Source organism: Micromonospora sp. DT43 (assembly GCF_049841645.1).
Taxonomy (GTDB): Bacteria; Actinomycetota; Actinomycetes; order Mycobacteriales; family Micromonosporaceae; genus Micromonospora.
In genome coordinates this window covers 629,331-649,811 of the sequence record NZ_JBNCKR010000001.1, presented here as the reverse complement: position 1 = coordinate 649,811, position 20,481 = coordinate 629,331, and the positions used below count along the sequence as shown (strand labels likewise).

The following is a 20,481-nucleotide window of genomic DNA, read 5'->3' as shown; positions in this document are numbered from 1 at the left end:
GGGGGGCGGCGGGGGGCCCCGGCGGGTGTTCTGGTTTGTGGCTGGGCCGGGGGTGGGGGGGGGGGGGGGGGGGGGGCGCCGGCCCCCCCCCCCCCCCACGGCTCTCAGACCGCGAGGCAGTTGGGCCGCACCGGGCCGTCGACCAGGGCACCGCGCACGATTGTGTACGCGGTGCCGTCGAGCACCAGGCCGAGGTGACCGACCACCCGCAGCGGGCAGTACGCCTGGATGAGGACGTTCGTCACCCCGTCGTTGACCGCCGCGTTGCCGGTCGGCCGGACCAGCTCGTCCTGCAGCGTGCGGATGGTCGTGTAGCGCACCGACCCGGGGGTGTCGTCGCCGGCGTTGAGGTCGGCGAGGAAGCCGGAGCCGATGGTCATCTGCTGGCAGGCCACGATGCCGGCGCAGCTGCCGAGGCCGAGGAACGCCACGATGTTGGCGACGTAGGTGCCGTACTGGGGTGTGCCCAGGCTGACGTACCGGCCGACGCTGGCGGTGCCGCCCAGCCGCTTGAGGTAGTAGCGGCTGACCAGGCCACCCTCGGAGTGGGCGACGAGGTCGACTGTCGCCGCGCCGGTGCTGGCGCGCACCTGCGCGACGTAACCGGCGAACGCGCGGGCCGAGGCGGGGATGTCACCGAGGCCCAGCCCCGGCAGCTGGTAGATGAAGGTCCGGTAGCCGTCGGCGCGCAGCCGGGCGGCGATGGGCTCGTACGCCACGGCGACGCCGCTGAGCCCACCGACCACGATGACCGGGTTGGCGGCGGTGACGGCCGTCGCGCTGACCGGCGCTGCCGGGGCCAGGGTCGAGGGGGCAGGGGTCGAGGGGGCCGCTGTCGCGGCGGTTGCGGGCGCGAGCAGGGCGGCGGTGGCGAGGAACGCGACGAGGACGGTCTTTCGGAGCAGCATGGCCGCACCTCCGGGGGGAGGCGCCCGGCGAACCGGGCAGGTGGGTGGGGGTGTCCGGTCGACCGTGCGACGATCATCCCCGCAACAATTCAGAAACGTCAATCACTTGTTACGCACCGGTAACCCGTTGTCCCACCGACGGCGCAAACCGGCAAATCGGTCGCGCTCCACAGCGGACACCCACCGATGTCCGCGCACCCGGGCCGCGACGACCGATGGCATGCTGTGGCCGTGGCCGCCGACGAACCCTCCGAGCGCCAGTTGCGGGTGCTGCCGTGGTGGCTGGTTCTGGTCGGCCTGCTGCTCGCCGTCGCCCTGGGCTGGCTGGTGCTGGATCTGCTGCTCACCGAGGCCGACCGGGCCGTCGCGCCGGACACCCGCGCCACGCTGCGCATCGACGCGATCCGCACCGGCCTGACCGTGGTCGCCGGCACCGGCGGTGGACTGGCCCTGCTGCTGGCCGCCCGTCGGCAGTGGATCGCCGAGCGCGCGCAGCAGCACCAGGAGAGCGTCGCCGTCCGCGACCAGGCACACCGGGACCGGGTGCAGGCGCACGCCGAGTCGGTGGCCGAGGCCGCGCAGCGCCACCAGGACCGGCAGTCCGGCGCGGCCGAACACGACGCGGCCGAACGCCGGTTGACCGAGCTCTACACCCGGGCCGTCGAGCTGCTCGGCAGCGACAGCGCGGCGGTACGCCTCGGCGGGCTGCACGCTCTGGAACGCCTCGGGCAGGACAATCCGGCGCAACGGCCGACGATCGGGGCGGTGCTCTGCGCGTACCTGCGGATGCCGGCACCTGACGGCGAGCCGCGCGAGACCGAGGTCCGGCGCACCGCGCAGCGGGTGTTGACCCGACACCTGCGCGCGGACGACCCCGCGTACTGGCCGGAGCTGACCCTCGACCTGGCCGGCGCGGCGCTTGTCGACTTCGACGCCAGCGGCTGCACGCTCGTCGACGCGAACTTCACGGCTACGGCGTTCACCGGCACGACCACCTTCGCGGGTGCCACAGCGCGGGGGCGTCTCCTGCTGGGGGCGGCGACCTTCGACGACGTGGTCTTCGAGGGCCTCGCGGCGGACGGCGAGGTCATGCTGGACGGCGTACGCGTCGGCGGCCCGGCCAGCTTCGACGGGGCCGCCTTCACCGACGGGCTGTCCTGCCGGCGGGCCGGCTTCGCCGGACTGACCTCATTCCGCCGAGCGACCTTCGGCCAGCCGACAAGCTTCGACGCGACAGGCTTCGAGGACGCCACGACGTTCCGCGAGGCCATCTTCGACGGCGCCCTGTCGATGGAGCACACCGAGTTCGGCCGGTCGGCCAACTTCCACTCCGTCCGCTTCGTCAACATGGCGCTGTTCCGCTGGACGATCTTCGGCGCGGAGGCACTGTTCGACCGTGCCCGCTTCGCCGACGCCGCGAACTTCGGCCGGGCCCGGTTCCACAGCATGGCCAGCTTCCGCGACGCACGGTTCAGCCGTCCACCGCAGGTGGAGCAGGCCCGAGCCGTGCTCGACCCGGGTCACCGTTGGCCGCCGGGCACCGTCGTGCAGCGGCTCGACGACGAGTGGCTGCTCCTCGTCGACCGCTGACACGCTGACGCCTGCTCAGCGAGCGGACGCGCTGACGCTTGCTCAGCGGGCGGACGCGCGCAGCCCGTCCAGGGCCACGCCGAGCACCCGGTCCCGCTGCTCGGGCGCGGGGAACTGGGCCATCGTGAGGCCGCTGATCAGGCGCACCACGTCGTCGAAGCCGATGTCGTCGCGGACCACCCCGGCGGACTGGGCGCGGCGCATCAGCGGCTCGCCGGCGGCGTAGATCTCCGTTCGGCAGCTGGCGAAGATCTCCGAGTCGTGCAGCAGCTGCTCGGCAAGCGCCCGCTTCGTGGCGACGTACGCGACGAAGCGGTGCAGCCACGCGACAAGCGCGTCCCACGGGGGCAGCTCGGCCAGGTCGGCGGCGGAGCTGCTCAGCGCGCGGACCTCCTCGACGTAGACGGCCTCGAACAGGTGCCGGCGGGTCGGGAAGTTGCGGTAGAGGGTGCCGATGCCCACTCCGGCCCGGCGGGCCACGTCCTCCAGAGAGGCGGCCGCGCCGTTCTCGGCGAACGCGTCGCGCGCCGCGGCGACCAGGGCGTCGTAGTTACGCCGCGCGTCGGCCCGCTTGGGCCGCTGGGCGAAGACCTCGGGCATCTGCTGCCCCGCGCTGGTCATGACGTGCGTCACCTCACCTTGGTTGCATCCGGAGGCACCCCTCCGCTAGCTTAGTGGAGGCACCCCTCCGGAAGGTGCCGGAGGGCAGCCTCCGCTTAGCTTACCTCGGGACCCGCCCGATCCGCCTGGCCACCCGATCGCCCGGACCCGACAGACCTGCCCGCCTCCGACGACGGGCGACGAACCTCCTTCCGTACCAAACAGGGAGTTTTCTCTCGTGTCAGTGACCTCCCGACGCAGCTCGCGTCGGCTCACCTTCACCGTGCTCGCGGCCGGCGCCGGGTTCTTCGCGATGCTCCAGTCGTTGATCACCCCGGTGCTGCCGACCATTCAGCAGGACCTGCACACCTCGCAGAACACCGTGACCTGGGTCCTGACCGCCTATCTCCTCTCCGCGTCGATCTTCACGCCGATCCTCGGACGGGTCGGCGACATGGTCGGCAAGGAGCGGATGCTCGTCGTCTCGCTCGCCGCCCTCGCCCTCGGCTGCCTGGTGGCTGCCATCGCGCCGAACATCGGCGTGCTCATCGTCGCCCGGGTCGTCCAGGGCATCGGCGGCGCGGTCTTCCCGCTGTCGTTCGGCATCATCCGCGACGAGTTCCCCGCCGCGCGGGTCGGCGGCGCCGTCGCCGCCATCTCGGCGATCGTCGCCGCCGGCGGTGGCCTGGGCGTCGTGCTCGCCGGCCCGATCGTTGCCACGTTGGACTACCGCTGGCTGTTCTGGATCCCGCTTGTCGTGGTCGGGCTGACCGCCGTCGCCGCGTACCTGTTCGTGCCCGAGTCGCCGGTGCGGACCCCCGGTCGGATCGACTGGCGCGCGACACTGCTGCTCTCCGGTTGGCTGGTCGCGCTGCTCCTGCCGATCAGCCAGGGCGCTGCCTGGGGCTGGACGTCGGCCCGGGTGCTCGGCCTGCTGGCGCTCGCCGTGGTGCTGCTGGTCGGTTGGCTCGTCGCCGAGGTGCGCTCGACCAACCCGCTCATCGACATGCGGATGATGCGCCTGCCCGGCGTCTGGACCACCAACCTGGTCGCCCTGCTCTACGGCGCGTCGATGTTCTCCGTGTACGCGTTCCTTCCCCAGTTCGTGCAGACCCCTACCGCAGCCGGCTACGGCTTCGGCGCCAGCATCAGCCAGGCCGGTCTGCTCATGCTGCCGATGCTCGTCGCGATGTTCGTGGCCGGTCTCGTCGCCGGTCGACTCCAAGCCGTGTTCAGCGCCAAGGCGCAGCTCGCCACCGGTGCCGCGTTCAACGTGGCAGCCTCGGCGATGCTCGCCGCCGCGCACGACACCCGGTGGGAGGTCGCCATCGCCGGTGGGCTGGTCGGTCTCGGCATCGGCCTGGCCTTCGCGTCGATGGCCAACCTGATCGTCGGCAGCGTGCCCGCCAGCCAGACCGGCGTGGCGACAGGCATGAACGCCAACATCCGTACCATCGGCGGCGCGATCGGCGCGGCCGTGGTCAGCGGCGTGATCACCGCCCACCCGCAGGCCAGCGGCCTGCCCCGGGAGGCCGGCTTCACCACGGGGTTTCTCGTCCTCACCGCGATCGCCCTCGCCGCCGCGCTCGCGGCCCTGGCCGTCCCGTCCGCCCGGCGGGCGTCGGCCGGTCGCCGGCCGTCCACCCCGACGATCGTCGAGTCCGAGCTAGCCGCCGAGTTCGCCACCATGCCCGCTACGCGCTGAGGTTTCGTGTCGCAGCCCGGGCGGTTCGCCGCCCGGGCTGCTCCATGTTCCGGAGTACGCTGGCCGCTCCCCCGTCCGTTCGTCGCCCTTCAGGATGCGCCCATGTCCGAACTGCTGACCGCCGACCGCATCGAAGAGATCGGCAAGCTGGGACCTGCGAGCCCGGACCCGGCCGCGCTGGTCGCCGAGCTGGTGGGTGCCGTCGACGAGGGGCGGGTCGCCGACCCCGACGACACCGGTTTCGCCCTGCTGGTCGCCGCGGACATCCTGGAACAAGCGGGCGACCTGGCCGACGCCCTCGCGCTGGTCACCCGCGCGATCGCGGAACAGCCCGACGAGGACGCGTACGCCCGAGCGGTGCGCGGCGGCCTGCTGCTGCGCCTCGGCCGCTCCGACGAGGGCATGGCCGAGCTGACCGAGCTGCGTCCACTGCTGGAGACCGCCCCGGACGCCACGTACCTGATCGACGAGCTGGTCGAATCCGACCACACCGAGACGGCGCTGGAGTGGCTCACCGCCGCCCTGGACGCGATCCTGGAGCGGACCCGGACCCAGCAGCACGAGTCCGAGGACGAGCAGGACGAGGCCGCCGCCATGATCTTCGGCCTCAGCCAGCAGCGGCACGACCTGCGCGAGGAGCTGGGCCTGCCGCACGACGAGTACGACAACCTCGCCGATCGGCTGCGCGCCGCGACCGATCACGCCCTCGACGCGCTCGACGACGGCCCCGCGACGCTGCTGTACTGGCCGCAGGCCGAGTACAACGCGTTGCTGATCCGCTGGCCCGCGCTTGTCGACAGCTACCCGAAGACGTGGGACGAGCACCGTACCCAGATCGAACGCGCCCTCGTCGAGGCGTCCGGGCTGGGCGGCGGCGACCTGGGCGTCGTCGCCGGCACCGTCGCGGGCCTGGCGACCTTCGCCGGTGACGACCCCATCGACGAGGAAACCCTCGACGAGTACGCCGACAGCGTCGGCCTCGACGAGGCGGGTCTGACGGCCTGGCCGCCCGGCCGCAACGACGCCTGCTGGTGCGGATCAGGCGCGAAGTACAAGAAGTGCTGCCTGCCGCGTTCGCGCGACTGACCTGCCCCGGGTGTGCGCTGCCCTGGGTGTGCGCTGCGCGCCGTATACCTGTGAGTCATAACTATGACTCACAGGTATACCGTCCACTGACGACCGGCGTCCCCGATCCGCCGGGCTCGGTAACGGAGGCGATGGCGTGACCGAACAGGAACAGCACGAGACAATCGAGGACAGCCCGGTCGGCTGGGTCGCCAAGCACATCCGGCGATACGTGGAGTCCGACGGCGCCGACGGCGGGACCTTCCACGGCATCCCCTCGCTGCTGCTCACCACCCGCGGGCGCCGGTCGGGCACTCTGCGGCGCACCGCCCTGATGTACGGCCGCGACGGCGACAACTACCTGCTTGTCGCGTCCAACGGGGGCTCGGCGAAGCACCCCGCCTGGTATCTGAACCTGAGCGCCGACCCGACGGTGGAGATCCAGGTCGGCGCGGAGCGGTTCGCCGGCCGTGCCCGCACGGCGACAGGCGAGGAGCGGGTCCGACTGTGGCCGGTGATGACGAAGGTCTTTCCGACGTACGCCCGCTACCAGAAGGAGACCGACCGGGAGATCCCGGTCATCGTCATCGAGCCCGCCTGACTGCTCACTACCGCCCCCCACCGCCGTAAGCCTCGGCCTAGCGGGTCCGCACGTCGAACATCTCTGCTGCCGCGCGGCGGGACCTGTCGCGGAGGGCGGCTCGCCGACCTGGCGACCACTCCTGCTGGACCTGAGCGCGTTGCGTCCGGGCCCGGGCACGCCCTTCTGCCGTCACGCCCATGCCCCGGCGGGCCAACTCGACGTCCAAATCTTCGGCGCGCATCCGGGCACGGATCGCGCCGACGACATACGCGATGGCGTTGGGCTCACGCTCCAAGCGCTCCGCTACATCCTGCGGAAGCGAGAACGACCTCTCGCTTACCGGTCCGGCCATAGCAGGAACCTATCGAATCGCACCGCTCATCCACAGCGACGCGCTCGCGCCGTTCAGGTGTCTGTTGGCTGGGCGGCGGCACGCGACGACAGGGCGCCCGCGATGGCGGCGAATTCGCGCAGCGCCGCCTCCAGGTCCTCGACGATCTCCTGCGCGATGACTTCCGGCGGCAGCAGCGCGTCGGCGTCCTCCAGGGAGGCGTCCTTGAGCCAGGTGATGTCGAGGTTCACCTTGTCGCGTGCGATCAATTCCTCGTAGGAGAAGGCCCGGAACCGCTCGGTCTCGACCCGCTCGGCGCGATCCTTGCCCGGGAGATAGCAGTCGACGAAGTCTTGGAGGTGTTCGCGGCGCAGCGGGTTCTGCTTGAGGGTGAAGTGCTGGTTGGTGCGGAAGTCGTACACCCAGAGTTTTTGGGTCCACGGCTCTTCGCGGGCGCGCTTGCGTTCGAAGAAGAGCACGTTTGCCTTCACCCCGCCGGCGTAGAAGATGCCGGTGGGCAGGCGCAGCATGGTGTGCAGGTCGTACTGCTTGAGCAGCCGGCGGCGGATAGTCTCTCCCGCGCCGCCCTCGAAGAGCACGTTGTCGGGCAGGACGACCGCGGCCCGGCCGTCGATCTCCAACAGCGAGGCGATGTGCTGGACGAAGTTGAGCTGCTTGTTGGCGGTGGTGGCCCAGAAGTCGTTCCGTTCGATCTCCCGCTCCTCGCGGGTGGACCGGCCGTCCTCGCCGATCATCCGGATCGAGGAGCTGCGGCCGAACGGCGGGTTCGCGAGGACCAGGCTGTAGCGGCGGTCCGGCTCCTTGCCGAGGGCGTCCCTGATCGCGATCAGCGAATCGCCGCTGGGCGTGCCGATGCCGTGCAGCAGCATGTTCATCGCGGCCAGCCGGGCGGTGCCGTCGACCAGCTCAGTACCGGTGATCGCGCCGTTGGCGAGCCGCCGTCGCTGGTCCGGGGTGAGGGCGCTGCCATGGTGCCGCTGAATGTGGTCGAAGGCGGCGAGCAGGAAGCCGCCGGTCCCGCAGGCCGGGTCGGTGATGGTGTCGTCGGGGGTGGGCTGCATGCAGTCGACCATCGCGGCCGTCAGAGCGCGCGGAGTGAAGTACTGTCCGGCGCCGGACTTGGTGTCCTCAGCGCCCTTGGCGAGCAGCTCCTCATAGGCGTCACCCTTGACATCCACGCCTGCCTGCGACCACTGCTCCTTGTCGATCAGGTCCACGATCAGCCGCTTGAGCTTCGCCGGATCCTGGATCTTGTTCTGCGCCTTGCGGAAGATCGTGCCGAGCGTGCCGCCCTCGCGGGCGAGGCCGGTGAGGATGTGCCGGTACTGCACCTCCAGGGCGTCGCCCTCGGCGTCGAGCAGCGTCTGCCAGCTCAGCTCGTCGGGAACGATCTGCTCGGGCCGGATCGATCGGTTGGCCCGCTCGTCGGCCATCTTTAGGAAGAGCAGGAACGTCAACTGCTCGACGTAGTCGATGGTCGAAACGCCGTCGTCGCGCAGCACATCGCAGTAGTTCCACAGCTTCTGCACCAGTCGGCGCGAATCCACAGTGCTCACAGCGGCAGCGCCTCCTGCTGGTAGTTGTTGCCAGTCACCCTGGTCGGCGGAGCCGCCAGCTCTTTCTGGGTACGTCGGGAACGCGCCTTCTGCTTCGGCGCAGCTGCCCGCTCGGCCCGGATCCGCGCCATCAATTCCGATGCCGGCTCATCGCTGGGGTCCTGCGGCACGAGTCTCCCCGCGAATGCCTCGCTCAACAGCGACCGTCGCAGATTCGCGCCACGACTGCTAGCAGCTTTGACGGCCTTCCTTAGGCGGACCGCCGCATCAGCCTGCACCACAAACTCTCGCATAAGTCGATCCCGCTCGCCCGCTGGAGGTAGCGGAACACGCAGATTACGAATCAATCCAAGATTCAGGTTCGGCTGGACCCCGCCCGAAGCTAGGCGCCTGTTCTGCTCGTAGCTGGCCTGAAAGAATAGCTTTACCCATGATCGGTAAGACTCCCATTCAGGTTTAAGACTAACCGCTGCGCATGCCTGGTTCGTGGTAGCCGATATGCGCAACTCGGAGCAGCGCCCCCTAGTCCGACCTTCGCCATACATAGCCACCAATAGTGTTCCTGGCGGCCAGACTTTCACCGACGTTTCAGCGAGGGCAAGCTCGGTTATATATGCCGATGCGCGGTCTACAAAGGGCTCGTTGAGAAGGCTACTCGTGACCCACGGCACCGTTCCCCCTTCGTAAAATTCTTTCCGAGACCGCAGTGGGGTCGCCCCTGTGCCCACCAAAGCGAGATCACCGATTGACGCTTCATCCCAGCCAGCGGAGTTTTCAAGGCCGGCGCGGTCGCTCGGTGGCCGCCTGCCCTGGACGATGGCAATACTGACAGCCGTCTCCCAGGACATCACTCGCTTCTCGATGGTTAGAGTCTGAACAAGAGCGGCTTCAAGTTCGGATAGGCAACCTTCAAGAACGGCGACGATCCGGCGCTGCTCCTCAATCGGCGGAATGGGTAAATCGATCGCCAGAAGCGTCTGCTGCGAGATGTTCCGCATCGAATCTTGTTGACCACTGGCACGCATCGATATTTGCCGCCTCACGAATGGCGACGCCAGCACGTTGAGCAACCACGCCTTATCAATCCCTGGCGCGGGCACAAGCCGTAAACTCTTGTCGCTCAGGAGCAACCTCGGTCGACAGGCGCCAACCAGGACCGGAGCACCCACGTACTGCTCGGTGTTCGCTCGACTGACCAGTATGTCTCCTGGATGGATTTCAAACCTAGGGTCGATCTCGCGGTCGGGCGGAACGGCCTTGTTCTCATGCTCACGGAATTCGCGCCACGTCATCGCGCTGACCTTGATGATGCCCCACTCGTCGTCCCTAGCTCGCCGCGGCAAGCAGGTAAAGGACTTACCCGCCTCTACTCGACTGACGACATCGCCGATAGTTCCCCAAGACCAGCTGTCGGGGATAGCGAACGGGACGGTCACGCGGACAGCTCCTGGTTTAGTTCGTTGAGCAGCGGCTCAGCGCGCTTGCCGAACGCGCCGGCGAAGCCGTCGATCCCGCCTCGCTCGCTAAACGGGGCACCCTCCAGATCATCAGGGGTGATCTCCACGCTGACCGCTATCACGTCCTTGATCCTCTCCAGCCACCACGCCTGATCGGCAGTGAACGTAGCGCCCGCCTGCTCCTGCCGGAGCAGCCACCCACGGAAGCGCTCCTCGACGAGGCTGCGGTACGGGCGCAGCTCCTGATCGAGCCCCAACTCATACCGGATGAGGCTGACAAGATCGGTCACTCCCCTGCTGCCCGCCGAGTCCGCAGTGCGGCCGAGCAGCACGTACGACTTCCACAGCGACTCCGGGGTCCACGCCTGCGGCGGCCGGGCGATGCGTGCCGCCAACTCCTTGAGCTGGTCGTACCCGACCCGCCCCCGCCCCTCGAAGAAGACCTGCAACGCGGTGATCTCGTCGCGGTGCTGCTCCAGGTAGTCGTGCCAGCTCTTGACGGTGACCTGAGCGCGTTCCTCGGGCGGGACGCCGGCCGCCGAGATCAGTTTGTCGGCGTTCACCTCGTCGATGGTGATGTCGTGCGCGCGGCGGATTTCCAGAATGCGTTCGCGCAGCAGCGGGTTCGCGGCGAGCGGGCGCAGCGCGCCGGTCAGCAGGTCGCGGACGGCCTCCGGACCGGCTTCCTTGGCCGGGTTGAGCTGCTCGGGGGCGACGGCGTCGACCAGACCGCGCACGATGCCGGTGAGCGGCTGGTCCGCGAGGTCGGCCAACTCGGCGCGTTCCTCATCGGTCAGCTGCTGCTCCAGCCTCGCCAGCCGGGCGGCGAGCGTGGCCACCTCGTCTGAGTCGGTGGTCAGGGTGCCCGCCTTCTTCAGCAGGTCGCGCAGGGAGATCTGCCGTTCCGTGTGCCGTTGCAGGGGCACGGCCTCGTCCAGGTCCGCTTCGGTGACGCCTACCGCATCCACGATGACGAACCGGTCCTTGACCTCGGCGTCGGGCGTGACGGCCTGGAACTCGGCGGCGTCGATGGTGCGGGCGCCACGGCCCTTCATCTGCTCGAAGTAGGTGGCGCTGCGCACCGGCCGGAGGAAGAAGACGCATTCCAACGGCCGTACGTCGGTGCCGGTGGCGATCATGTCGACGGTCACCGCGATGCGCAGCTCCGGGCTGTTACGGAAAGCTTGGATGAGAGTGTCCGGGTTGTCACCACCCTTGCGGGAGGCGTATGTGATCTTCGCGGCGAAGTCGTTGCCCCGCCCGAAGACCACCCGGACCATCTGCACGATCTCCTCGGCGTGGTTGTCGTCCCGCGCGAAGATCAGCGTCTTGGGCACGGTCTTCCGGCCGGGAAAGATCTCGGTAAAGAGGCGATCCCGGAACGTATCCAGCACCAGCCTGAGCTGCCCCTTGGAGATCACCGACCGGCCGACCTGGTTGCCGGCGTACGTGAAATCGTCTTCCAGCTCCTGGTAGCGCTCGGCCCGGGTGCGGCGGTCGCGCAGCGGCACGACAGTGCCGGCCTCGATGTCGGCGCCCTTCTCGGTGATCTCCGTCTTGATCCGGTACACGTCGAAGCTGACGTTCACGCCGTCGGCGACCGCCTGCTCGTAGGTGTACTCCGAGACCAGGTTCTGCTGGAAGAAGCCCAGCGTCTGCTTGACCGGCGTCGCCGTCAGACCGACAACGAAGGCGTCGAAGTACTCGATGACGGCTCGCCACTTGCCGTAGATAGAACGGTGGCACTCGTCGACCACGATCAGGTCGAACGTCTCCGGCGGCAGCAGCCGGTTGTAGGCAACCTCGGCGGGCTCGTCCAACTCGTAGTCGTCGTACGCCCGGTCGTCGAGGTCGGGGTCCGGCAGGTCGTCGCCGCGCAGCGCGCCGTAGAGCCGCTGGATCGTGGAGATGACCACGGTGGACGAGTCGAGCATGCCAGCCCCGGAGAGCCGGTCGACGTTGTACAGCTCGGTGAACTTCCGTCCGTCGTCCGGGGTCTGGTAGCCCGCGTACTCCCGCAGGGTCTGCTTGCCGAGGTTGTTGCGATCGACCAGGAACAGAATCCGGGTGGCGCGGGCGTGCTTGAGCAGCCGGTAGCTGCTGGTGACGGCGGTGAACGTCTTGCCGGCGCCGGTAGCCATCTGAATCAGCGAGCGCGGATGATCCTCGGCGAGGGACCGCTCCAGGCCGTCGATGGCATCCACCTGGGCAGGCCGCAGGCCGAGCCGGTCCAGGGCCGGCATCCGTCGCAACCGCGCCCGCAGCGTCGGTGCCGCCGGGTCGTCGTCGGCCTCCCGCATCCACCGCGCGAACGTCTCCGGCCGATGAAAGGCAAAGACCTCACGGGTACGCGGAAACGGGTCGAGCCGGTTGACGAAGGCCGTCTCGGTGCCCGTGGCGACGTAGCCGAAGGGCATCGGGTCATCCCGGTGCCACGCGGCGAGCTTCTGCTCGGCGGTGAGCCCGTTGAGGTAGCGGTCGAGCTGTGCCTCCACGCCACGCGGCGCGGTCCCCTCCCGCTTCGCCTCGATCACGCCCACCAGTCGCTGGTTGACGTAGAGCAGATAGTCGGCCCGACCAGTCGCCAGGGTCACCTCCCGAACGGCGACGCCGGTGCCCGCGTACAGGTTGATCTGGCTCTCGTCCTGGACGACCCAGCCGGCCGCGCCCAACTGCTTGTCGATCTCGACCCGCGTCTGCATCTCGTTGAGCGGTTCGTGGGAGGCACGCCGGGCGCGGGCGATGAACTCCTCCCGCCGGGCGGCCGAGACCTTCGGCGTTCCCTTGCTGTCGAGCGCCGCCTGCTCCGCCTCGGCGGACGGTGCCAGGCTCGCCACCAGGGCGGCTGCCTGATCGCGGCGGGCGTCGGCGTCGCGCACGGCGCGATCCGCGGCGACCATCGCATCGGCCTGGGCCTGCGCAAGCGACGCCTTGCCCTCCAGCAGGAGCTTGGTCTGAGCCAACTCGTCCTTGTACCGCTGGATTTCCGCCTGAAGGCCGTCGGCGATGCTCTGCGACACCTGCCGGGCCGGCGGGGACGGCGGCACAAAACCGAGCGGAGTCCTGTCGCCGGTCAACGCCCGGTGGAACCAGACCCCAAGCTCGAAGCAGGTGCGCAGCATGTCGAGCGCCGCGCGGACCTCGCCCAGGTGATCGTGTACGGCCTTGTTGCCCTGGTCGCGGAGACGGTCGAACGCGTGGTACGTCTCCGCGACCAGGGTGCCGTCGCCGTACAGCGCCTGGACCCGGTGGTAGAAGTCGTTCTTCTGCGGCTTCGCCCCGGTGCGGCGGACGAGATCCTTGGCCAGCTCGTCCCCGAAGGCACGGATCTTGAACATCGCCGCCTGCGCGTCGACGTACACGAGCAGCTCAGCGCCCGCGCCGTACCAGACCAGCAGCGGGTGCTCCTTGAGGAACCCGAAGTTGGCGGACTGCTCTGCCAGACGTCGTACCTGTCGAGGATCCACGACACTCCACGTCGCTAGCCGTCGATGAACACGTCAGGATAGGCAAGATCACCGCTCCGCACAGCCCCCACCACGCGCGGTGACACGTATCCGACAGCAGAGCTGCGATCGAACATGTGTTCTAGATGACGCTCTGCCCGAGCCGATAGGATCGGAATCGGCTCGACACCGCAGCTCAGAGCCAGCGGAGTCTCCGGCCGATAGCTAGTCTCGGAGCCAGGCTGAGGTAGGGGGTGTTCACTGCATGGCTACCGCGCATGATGTCGCAGCCGCGGTGCTCGGCAACCTCGGCAGCGTCACGGCGATGAAGCTGGAAAAGCTCGTGTACTACTGCCAGGGATGGCATCTGGCACTTGAGGGCACCTTGCTGTTCCCCGAGCCGATCGAGGCTTGGCGGGAAGGGCCGGTGGTGCCACCCCTCTACCGACACCACCGTCGACAGCTCAACGTGTCTGAATGGCCGCACGGGGAAGCGTCCCGCTTGACCCCAGCCCAGCAAAGGACCGTCCGGTGGGTGGCGGATGAGTACGGCCGATTCTCGGCGAGTGAACTGTCCGTCATGACGCACAACGAGCTTCCCTGGCGGGCGGCACGCGGCGGCCTTCCTGAGTCGGCCAACTCTTCGGCGCGGATAAGCACCGACCTCATGCGGACCTACTACGCGCGGCAGATCGCAAACACGGAAACCGCCGTCGGTCTCGCAACCGCGAACGCGGCTCTGGAAGGCACTGAGTTCGACCAGAACTGGCAGGACAAGCTTCGCGACGTGGCATCAGGGGTGATCAGCGCGGATGACCTGATCTCCGACGAGATTGCTCGCCTCAAGGGTGAGTGATCCGTACTGCTGGGCAGGGACCGACTGTCTCAAGAACAAGTTGGGGATCACCGACCCAGACATCCTCCGGAAACAGAGTTTCGCTTGGCTTCGATCCGGGAGGTTCAGGCATCGCGCATGATCATCCCTGGCAACTACGGGCTTGAGCACCTCCAGACGTTCCACCGGAAACTCTTCGGCGACCTCTACGAGTGGGCAGGGCAGACCAGGACCGTCGACATCAGCAAGCCAGGAGCGCGCTTCTGCCACTGGCGTTTCATTGACGACCAGGTCAGCGCAGTCCTCGGTGGGTTGACGGCGGACGGCTTCCTCCTCGGCCTCAAGCACGAGGCGTTCGTCGAAACGCTTGCCCACTACTACGGCGAGTTGAACGTCTGCCACCCGTTTCGCGAGGGTAACGGCCGAACGACCCGAGCGTTCCTCCGGCAGCTAGGCGCCGCGGCAGGCTTCCTGCTCGATTGGTCGGAGCTCAACGAAGCCGACAACATAGCAGCGTGCCGCGCCCACCTGTCGACGACCGACACGAGCCCTCTCATTAGCGTGCTCCGGCCCGTGGTCCGACGGTTGAGCTGACGCTGCGCCACCGCGCCCAGATTGCTCTGCGCCGCCCTGACGGGGTGGCGACCCTCGACAAGCCGACCGATGGCCGATGGGTGCGGCGACGGCTACGGCGTGCCACCCCGATCGACGCTGATGATCGGATGACGTGCGCCCTGTGCGAGTGAAGGGCCGTCCGCAGTTGCGGTGACTCCATTCGCGATCGCCCGCAGAGCGTCCGTGGTGAAGCGCTCCGGGTCGATCAGCACGTTCACGGCCACACCGGGATCGGTCAGCCAGAACGCCTCGGCACTACCGATGAAGCCCGGCCCCTCGACGTGCTGGAACTCGGTCAGCACCCACGAGGCAGGGGCACGCTCGTGATACTCCGCCAGGAAATCGCGTAGCTCTGCGAGGGTGCCCAGCCGGTCGCCCCTGAGCACGTGCACCCGCAGGTCGGCCCGATGACCGTCCTCGACCTGGCGCTCCCAGACCCGGGTGGCGGAAGTGACGTCCTCCCACTCGGACGTGAAGTCCGAAGCCAGGTCACCGACGCTCGACGGCAGGTAGCCGATGTGAAAGCCATCCAGGTCCCCGCCGTCCCGGTGAGCAGACTCAGGTACGGCCGTCATCCTGCGGCCTCAATCGCCGCCTCCACCTTGTCCAGATAGTTGAACCACCACTCCCCCTCGCCCTTTGGACGCATGGACAAGAGGCTTGCGGCCACCACGAAGGCAAGGACGACTGCGCTGCCAGCCGGCAAAACACCCGACAGTGGGCGGGCCGCCAGGATCGTCTTCAAGAATGTCTCGACCTCCGGCGCGCTTGCCGAACTCCAGGTCTCTGCCTCAGCGACCTCAGCGGACAGCTCCTGGATCTGGGCAGGCGACGGCTCGCCTCCACAGATGTCAGCAGAAGCGAAGGCGGAGATGGCGACAAGCAACTCCATTGCCGACCGCTGCGTCGGTACGTCGGAGAACGCCCTAAGAGCCTCGTCAAACTCAACCGGCTGCCGCTTGACGGCCCAGTGCAACGTGTCTCGGACGAGTTGCTCAACTCGCTCATCGATCCTCAACGGAACCTCCGCTATCTCGCGATCTCGCCTTGTAAGCCTTGAGGGATCCCCAGGTCGCCACGACCCCAAGAACGACGCCGGCTACCGTTTTTGGAAGAGCCGGCAAAAATTCTGCAACGGTCGCCCATGCTGTCGCCGCCGCCGACCCCCCGACAGCAATTGCCTCCGGACCGACACTCCTACGTCTTGTGGGCGGCGGAGCCGCACTTTCCTCTCGTTTCCGCGTCTCACGCCTGACTTCTCGGTCGGGCAGCGCAGACTGCGTCGCTGGAACCGCCGGTCGCAAGGTGATGTCGACAGCCGCGGGTGGTTGGTGGATTGTGCTGCCACCACCCGTGGTCAGTTTCCCAGTGCGCGGACCCTGGCGATCGTCTCCTGGACGTGCTGCTTGGCCGGCTCGCCGCCCTGGGACGCCTGTGCCAGGGCCTGACGGTAGGCGTCGATCATGCCGACCAGTGGACCGGCGGCAATGCCCTCCAGCGCACCGGCGACGAGTGTTCGCGCCTCGGCCGCGTCCTGTGCTGCCGCTGCGGTCTTGGCCTTCGCCTCGTCGAGCTTCTGCGACGCCGCCGCCAACCTCGCGATGATCTGTGCTGCGCTCACGCGCACCCTCCCCCTTGGTCGACCATCGCCTCCACCACCGCACCGGCGGAGACCACAAGGGAGCGTACGAGATCCGTGCACTCAACGCGACCACTCGATCGCCCAGTCGTGACCTCAGCGGAAAGATCTTGGTACGAAACTGCCCCTGGAGGGGCGTTTTCGTACCAAGATCTCTGGCGGCACTCCAGATCGGTGCGCTCAGCGGTCGGCGACGAACACTCCTACGCCACCGACGCCCTCCACCAAGCCCTCAATCTTGAGCGCGTTGATGGCCTGACGAACAACGATGGCCGAGACGTCGTGCTGACGGCACAACTCGGAAGTTGAGGGCAGCTTGTCGCCCGGCACGAGTTCGCCGGACTGAATCTGAGCGCGGATGCCGTCGGCGATCAGCGCCCACTTGGCTTTGGCGGGCATTGGTGTCTCCCAGGTCTGCCCCGCCATTCGATCACGAGCAACTTTGTATAGCAAGCAATGTGCGGACAGTGCTTGCGCGTGCATGACCTGTTATATACGCTTCCCCATGAACCGGCTCCCAGGTCTGCAAACTCCGGAGTTGGTCCTTTCCCACCCGCAGGAAGCGCCCGGTCGGTCGGTCCCCCCGTCCGGCCGGGCGTGCCGGGGCGTGCCCGCACGCCGCCCCAGCGCACCGCCTCGAGCGGCACATGCCGCCACCAGCAACGCCCACCAGCAAGGAGACCGACCGGACGGGAGCACCGCGATGCCCGATCGACCCGACGACCAGCCCACCGACCCAGCCGCCCGACACCCACCAGCCCAGCCTCTCGTGTCCGCGCAGGACGTCGAGGACGCCGACGACACTCTCTTCGCCCATCCACCGCGTGTGGTTCGCAGGTGGGTGTGCGGCTGCGGCATGGACTACCCGTGCACCGACGTGCTCTTCGCCCGCCTCGTCAAGGCCACCGCTGAGGCCGACAAGTGAACGCGACCACCGAAATCAAGCAGCCGGCGCGCTACGGCGACCCGGTGGACGATCTGCGTGACGCCTGGCTGGCCACGATCGCCGCAGCCGACCGGGCCGGCGCGCACCTGCACGGCTCGGGGCAACCCGGCCGACGACTGCCGTGGCAGGACGCGGTCACCGAGTGTTGGCGGGCGCTCAGTCTGGTCTACGCCGGCCTGGCCGCCGATCGGTTCTCGGCGGCGACCACGACGGCAGGCGAGATGCTCGCCGGACTGCGGGCGGCTCGGGTCGACGCTGACCGGGCCGCCGCGCTGGCCGCCCGTACCCGATGGCGGTTGGGGGCGGCCGAGGACCGGCTGCGGCGTACCCACAGTGTGGCGGACGTGGTCGCGGCCCGGCGCTTCGCGGCGGCGATCACCCGGTTGGACCTTGTCGTTGCGCGACTCGCGGTCGGCGCGTGCCGCATCGACCGCTCGGTGGCGGCGTTGACCGGCGAAGCGGTGTCGCCCGTGCCCGACGCGACCAGGAGCACCGCCACCGCCGGGGAGATCGCCCGCGGCTGTCAGGTGGCGGGCGCCCTGGCGACCAGGAGACGCCGACGGAAGCGCAGGGAGACACGATGGTGACCGATCCGCACGCTGCGCTGCGGGGTCTGCTGGCGGGACGGCTGCACGGGCACGAGCGGCGGCTGCGGCGGTTCAGCGAGACCGACTGGCGGCGGTACGCGGACCTGCTCGCCGGGGCGCTGCTGGTGGCGGTGCGGCGGCGGTTCGTCGCCGGGCAGGACCGGGCGCCGGTGATCCGGTTCGTGGCGTCCGCGCGGGAACGGTACGACGCCACCGGGTGTGACGTCGATCCGGCGCTGGCCGAGGCGTTGGTGTGGGCGGCGCTCGGCGAACGACCGCCGGTGCCCGACGACGCGCCGGCGATCGTCGCCCGGACTGTGCTGCTGCTCGGTTTGTTGGAGGACGAGGGCTGCTCCGACCGGGAACGGGACGACATCCTCGCGGCGGCAGCACAGGCCGCCGACAATGGGGCGCACGGCGTCGACGAACGCCCGGCAGACGCGCGGGACCAGCGGGACACACGCTGAGGCTGGCGGAGCCGGACCACGAACTGTCGAGAGCTCTGGCACGCTGACGATCGTCACCGTAGCGACGGCCGCTCGTGACGGATCGACATCCTCGCATCGGCAGGGGCGGGCAGAAGGGACGACGGGTGGAAGCGCTCAGCCGCACCCAGCGGTCACTCGACCGTGATCAGGTGCAACGCTTCGTCGACGCGTCCTTCGGCGCGGATCGCCGGGTGGTGGACTGCGGACCGATCACGGGGGGCGGCTTCGCGACGGTGTGGCGGGTGACGCTCGACGACGGGCGCGAGGTGGTGCTGAAGGTGCCGCCACCGCCCGACGCGCCGCTGCTGCGCTACGAGCGGGGGATCGGCGGGGCGGAGGCCCGCTACTTCCGCCTCGTGGCCGCGCGCGCGCCGCAGGTGCCGGTGCCGCCGCTGCTGCACTACGGCAACGATCAGGAACACGGCGAGTGGCTGTTCAGCGGCCTGCTGCCCGGGCGGTCGCTGAAGGAGTGGTCGGACTCCGAGCAGCACCTCGACGACTCACCGGCCCGGCACGACTTCGGCGCCGCGATCGCCGCCCTGCACACGGTGACGGGCGAACACTACGGCTACGACGGCGGCCGGGCGAGCGGCGCGACGTGGCGCGCGGCCTTCGCCGCCATGCTCGGAGACCTGCTCGCCGACGCGGCCGACTGGGAGGTGCCGCTGCCTGTCACGCCGGCGCGGATCCGGGAGCTGCCCGACCGGTACGCGTGGGTTCTGGACCAGGTGCGCCGGCCGTCGCTGCTGCACTTCGACGGTTGGGACGGCAACGTGCTGGCCGAACCCGAACCCGAACCCGAACCCGAACCCGCTGGGGTTCTGCGCCTGCGCGGGATCGTGGACGGTGAGCGGTACCTGTTCGGCGATCCGCTGATGGATCTCGTGTCGCCCCTGCTGTATCGGCGGGTGGAGGACGACGTCGACAATCCCTTCCTGCGCGGCTACCGCGCCGCCGCAGCCGAGACACTTGTCTTCGACGAGGCCACCCTGCGGCGGCTCAGCCTCTACCGTCTGCACCTCTATCTGTTGATGACTGTCGAGATGCCCAGCCGGGGCATCACCCGCAAGACCCGTCCCGACCGGTTCGAGCGGCTGGCCGACCTGCTGGATCATGAGCTGACCGAGCTGCGGCGTCCGAGCCCGTCGGCCGTCGCAGGCGGTACCGGCTGACGTTCGTGGTAACCCCTCAGCGCAGGGCGCGGAACAGCAGCAGGTAGGCGCAGTAACCCAGCGGCACCAGCAGGAAACAGATCAGGAACCCGAGTGGCAGGTAGCGGGGTGGGGTGCCGGCGACCATTGCGGGTCTCCCCCACCGGCCCAGCACCAGGTATCCCCCGAAGAACGCCAGCGCCGGCAGCCCCGCACAGATCCACGCGCCGAGGGTGAAGCCGTCGACCAGGCCGACCCCGGAGGCGAGCACCAGGGTCAGCATGAGCACCCCCGCCGCCGCACCGCACGCGGCGTAGACGGCGACCGCCCGCGCCAGCGGCGTCCACGTCGGCAGCAGCGCCGGCCGTTGGGCCAGCACCTCGGCCTGCTGCCCGTGCCGGTCCGCCTCGTCGGCCATCCGCCGGGCCAGCTCCAGCTCCACCACCGGATCGACCGCCGCCGCCCGTTGCGCGGGCACCCCGGCGCCCGCCGGGCTCACCGCCGTCGGCAGCGCCAGCCGCGCCTGCACCCCCGGCAGCTCGGGGTACGCCCCGACACCCGCCCGCCCCGGCACGCCGGCTGCGCCGGCGGATCCACCGTCCCCCGATTCGGGCCCGGCGGCCGAGCCGGACCCCGCCGGCGGACCAGGCCGAGCGGCAGGGTGACCGGCCGACCCGGTCGCCGTCGGCGAGCCAAACCCCACGGGCGGCGCGGCCGTGCTGGCTGCCGACGCGTCGTTGCCCGGGGCGGCGGTCGGGCCGGCCGGCGGCTGGTCGATGCCTGTCGCGCGGCCGAGCTGGTCGAGGCGGTGGCCCTGGGCGGTCAGCCGCTGGTGCAGGTAGTCGGCGGCGGCGTGCAGGTCACGGCGCCGCTCGGATTCGGCTGCGGCGTCCCGCTCGCCGGCGCGGCGGTGCTCGGCGAGCTGTCGGGCCAGCGCCGCGTACTCCTCGAAGGACAC

The 20,481-nt window shown here is 69.3% G+C and carries 21 protein-coding genes; 10 read left to right on the top strand and 11 right to left on the bottom strand.

The window, feature by feature from the left end:
• Positions 1-104 precede the first annotated feature (104 nt).
• Positions 105-908 carry an esterase/lipase family protein gene (locus tag ACLQ26_RS03030; RefSeq protein ID WP_425742987.1) on the bottom strand — a complete coding sequence of 268 codons (804 nt, stop codon included), beginning with the start codon at positions 906-908 and terminating at the stop codon, positions 105-107.
• A gap of 231 nt (positions 909-1,139) precedes the next feature.
• Here ACLQ26_RS03030 and ACLQ26_RS03025 point away from each other — a divergent pair, with 231 nt between their 5' ends.
• Positions 1,140-2,498, top strand: a complete 1,359-nt coding sequence (locus ACLQ26_RS03025) for a pentapeptide repeat-containing protein (RefSeq protein WP_425742986.1) — start codon at positions 1,140-1,142, stop codon at positions 2,496-2,498.
• A 42-nt stretch (positions 2,499-2,540) separates the two neighbouring features.
• On the opposite strand, the gene ACLQ26_RS03020 is transcribed toward ACLQ26_RS03025, so the two are convergent.
• Entirely contained in the window at positions 2,541-3,119 is a 579-nt protein-coding gene (locus ACLQ26_RS03020) for a TetR/AcrR family transcriptional regulator (RefSeq protein WP_425742985.1), read from the bottom strand.
• 217 nt (positions 3,120-3,336) lie between these two features.
• Between ACLQ26_RS03020 and ACLQ26_RS03015 the strand changes: the two genes are divergently transcribed.
• The 3 genes from ACLQ26_RS03015 (at position 3,337) to ACLQ26_RS03005 (ending at position 6,469) form a co-directional block, all read left to right on the top strand.
• Positions 3,337-4,803 (top strand): MFS transporter, encoded by a 1,467-nt coding sequence (locus tag ACLQ26_RS03015; RefSeq protein WP_425742984.1) that lies wholly within the window; start codon positions 3,337-3,339, stop codon positions 4,801-4,803.
• A 102-nt stretch (positions 4,804-4,905) separates the two neighbouring features.
• On the top strand, positions 4,906-5,889 hold the full coding sequence (locus ACLQ26_RS03010; protein WP_425742983.1) for an SEC-C domain-containing protein: 984 nt from the start codon (positions 4,906-4,908) through the stop codon (positions 5,887-5,889).
• 136 nt (positions 5,890-6,025) lie between these two features.
• The gene (locus tag ACLQ26_RS03005; RefSeq protein ID WP_425742982.1) at positions 6,026-6,469 is read left to right on the top strand and encodes a nitroreductase family deazaflavin-dependent oxidoreductase; all 444 of its coding nucleotides are present in this window, start codon (positions 6,026-6,028) and stop codon (positions 6,467-6,469) included.
• Positions 6,470-6,506: 37 nt separating this feature from the next.
• Here the strand turns inward: ACLQ26_RS03005 and ACLQ26_RS03000 are convergent, their stop codons facing one another.
• From ACLQ26_RS03000 to ACLQ26_RS02985, 4 genes are all read right to left on the bottom strand, one after another.
• The gene (locus ACLQ26_RS03000) at positions 6,507-6,746 is read right to left on the bottom strand and encodes a hypothetical protein (RefSeq protein ID WP_425742981.1); all 240 of its coding nucleotides are present in this window, start codon (positions 6,744-6,746) and stop codon (positions 6,507-6,509) included.
• A gap of 110 nt (positions 6,747-6,856) precedes the next feature.
• Entirely contained in the window at positions 6,857-8,359 is a 1,503-nt protein-coding gene (locus ACLQ26_RS02995; protein ID WP_425742980.1) for a type I restriction-modification system subunit M, read from the bottom strand.
• Positions 8,356-9,795: a restriction endonuclease subunit S gene (locus ACLQ26_RS02990; protein ID WP_425742979.1), complete on the bottom strand. Its 1,440-nt coding sequence runs from the start codon at positions 9,793-9,795 to the stop codon at positions 8,356-8,358. Before ACLQ26_RS02990 ends, ACLQ26_RS02995 begins: the two co-directional genes overlap by 4 nt.
• Positions 9,792-13,283 carry a DEAD/DEAH box helicase family protein gene (locus ACLQ26_RS02985; protein WP_425742978.1) on the bottom strand — a complete coding sequence of 1,164 codons (3,492 nt, stop codon included), beginning with the start codon at positions 13,281-13,283 and terminating at the stop codon, positions 9,792-9,794. The genes ACLQ26_RS02990 and ACLQ26_RS02985 overlap by 4 nt, the downstream gene beginning before the upstream one ends.
• A gap of 244 nt (positions 13,284-13,527) precedes the next feature.
• Here ACLQ26_RS02985 and ACLQ26_RS02980 point away from each other — a divergent pair, with 244 nt between their 5' ends.
• Complete coding sequence (locus tag ACLQ26_RS02980; RefSeq protein WP_425742977.1) at positions 13,528-14,118, top strand: Panacea domain-containing protein; 591 nt, start codon at positions 13,528-13,530, stop codon at positions 14,116-14,118.
• A 117-nt stretch (positions 14,119-14,235) separates the two neighbouring features.
• Positions 14,236-14,691: a Fic/DOC family protein gene (locus ACLQ26_RS02975; protein ID WP_425742975.1), complete on the top strand. Its 456-nt coding sequence runs from the start codon at positions 14,236-14,238 to the stop codon at positions 14,689-14,691.
• Between the two features lie 92 nt (positions 14,692-14,783).
• Here ACLQ26_RS02975 and ACLQ26_RS02970 read toward each other — a convergent pair whose 3' ends face one another.
• The 4 genes from ACLQ26_RS02970 to ACLQ26_RS02955 form a co-directional block, all read right to left on the bottom strand.
• Entirely contained in the window at positions 14,784-15,287 is a 504-nt protein-coding gene (locus ACLQ26_RS02970) for a hypothetical protein (RefSeq protein WP_425742974.1), read from the bottom strand.
• Positions 15,284-15,730 (bottom strand): hypothetical protein, encoded by a 447-nt coding sequence (locus ACLQ26_RS02965; RefSeq protein WP_425742973.1) that lies wholly within the window; start codon positions 15,728-15,730, stop codon positions 15,284-15,286. Before ACLQ26_RS02965 ends, ACLQ26_RS02970 begins: the two co-directional genes overlap by 4 nt.
• Before the next feature lie 339 nt (positions 15,731-16,069).
• Entirely contained in the window at positions 16,070-16,333 is a 264-nt protein-coding gene (locus tag ACLQ26_RS02960; protein WP_425742972.1) for a DUF6244 family protein, read from the bottom strand.
• 198 nt (positions 16,334-16,531) lie between these two features.
• Positions 16,532-16,777, bottom strand: a complete 246-nt coding sequence (locus ACLQ26_RS02955; RefSeq protein WP_425742971.1) for a winged helix-turn-helix domain-containing protein — start codon at positions 16,775-16,777, stop codon at positions 16,532-16,534.
• A gap of 277 nt (positions 16,778-17,054) precedes the next feature.
• Here ACLQ26_RS02955 and ACLQ26_RS02950 point away from each other — a divergent pair, with 277 nt between their 5' ends.
• The 4 genes from ACLQ26_RS02950 (at position 17,055) to ACLQ26_RS02935 (ending at position 19,544) form a co-directional block, all read left to right on the top strand.
• Entirely contained in the window at positions 17,055-17,276 is a 222-nt protein-coding gene (locus ACLQ26_RS02950; RefSeq protein WP_425742970.1) for a hypothetical protein, read from the top strand.
• Positions 17,273-17,884, top strand: a complete 612-nt coding sequence (locus ACLQ26_RS02945) for a hypothetical protein (RefSeq protein ID WP_425742969.1) — start codon at positions 17,273-17,275, stop codon at positions 17,882-17,884. Before ACLQ26_RS02950 ends, ACLQ26_RS02945 begins: the two co-directional genes overlap by 4 nt.
• Positions 17,878-18,351: a hypothetical protein gene (locus ACLQ26_RS02940; RefSeq protein ID WP_425742968.1), complete on the top strand. Its 474-nt coding sequence runs from the start codon at positions 17,878-17,880 to the stop codon at positions 18,349-18,351. Before ACLQ26_RS02945 ends, ACLQ26_RS02940 begins: the two co-directional genes overlap by 7 nt.
• Positions 18,352-18,476: 125 nt before the next feature.
• Positions 18,477-19,544 (top strand): phosphotransferase family protein, encoded by a 1,068-nt coding sequence (locus tag ACLQ26_RS02935; protein WP_425742967.1) that lies wholly within the window; start codon positions 18,477-18,479, stop codon positions 19,542-19,544.
• Between the two features lie 16 nt (positions 19,545-19,560).
• On the opposite strand, the gene ACLQ26_RS02930 is transcribed toward ACLQ26_RS02935, so the two are convergent.
• Positions 19,561-20,481 (bottom strand): hypothetical protein, encoded by a 921-nt coding sequence (locus ACLQ26_RS02930; protein WP_425742966.1) that lies wholly within the window; start codon positions 20,479-20,481, stop codon positions 19,561-19,563.

Excerpts from the sequence above, each read along its gene's own strand:
- ACLQ26_RS03030 (WP_425742987.1), bottom strand. The coding sequence starts at position 908 with ATGCTGCTCCGAAAGACCGTCCTCGTCGCGTTCCTCGCCACCGCCGCC.
- ACLQ26_RS03020 (WP_425742985.1), bottom strand. The coding sequence starts at position 3,119 with ATGACCAGCGCGGGGCAGCAGATGCCCGAGGTCTTCGCCCAGCGGCCC.
- ACLQ26_RS03010 (WP_425742983.1), top strand. The coding sequence starts at position 4,906 with ATGTCCGAACTGCTGACCGCCGACCGCATCGAAGAGATCGGCAAGCTG.
- ACLQ26_RS02980 (WP_425742977.1), top strand. The coding sequence starts at position 13,528 with ATGGCTACCGCGCATGATGTCGCAGCCGCGGTGCTCGGCAACCTCGGC.
- ACLQ26_RS02975 (WP_425742975.1), top strand. The coding sequence starts at position 14,236 with ATGATCATCCCTGGCAACTACGGGCTTGAGCACCTCCAGACGTTCCAC.
- ACLQ26_RS02970 (WP_425742974.1), bottom strand. The coding sequence starts at position 15,287 with ATGACGGCCGTACCTGAGTCTGCTCACCGGGACGGCGGGGACCTGGAT.
- ACLQ26_RS02955 (WP_425742971.1), bottom strand. The coding sequence starts at position 16,777 with ATGGCGGGGCAGACCTGGGAGACACCAATGCCCGCCAAAGCCAAGTGG.
- ACLQ26_RS02950 (WP_425742970.1), top strand. The coding sequence starts at position 17,055 with ATGCCCGATCGACCCGACGACCAGCCCACCGACCCAGCCGCCCGACAC.
- ACLQ26_RS02940 (WP_425742968.1), top strand. The coding sequence starts at position 17,878 with ATGGTGACCGATCCGCACGCTGCGCTGCGGGGTCTGCTGGCGGGACGG.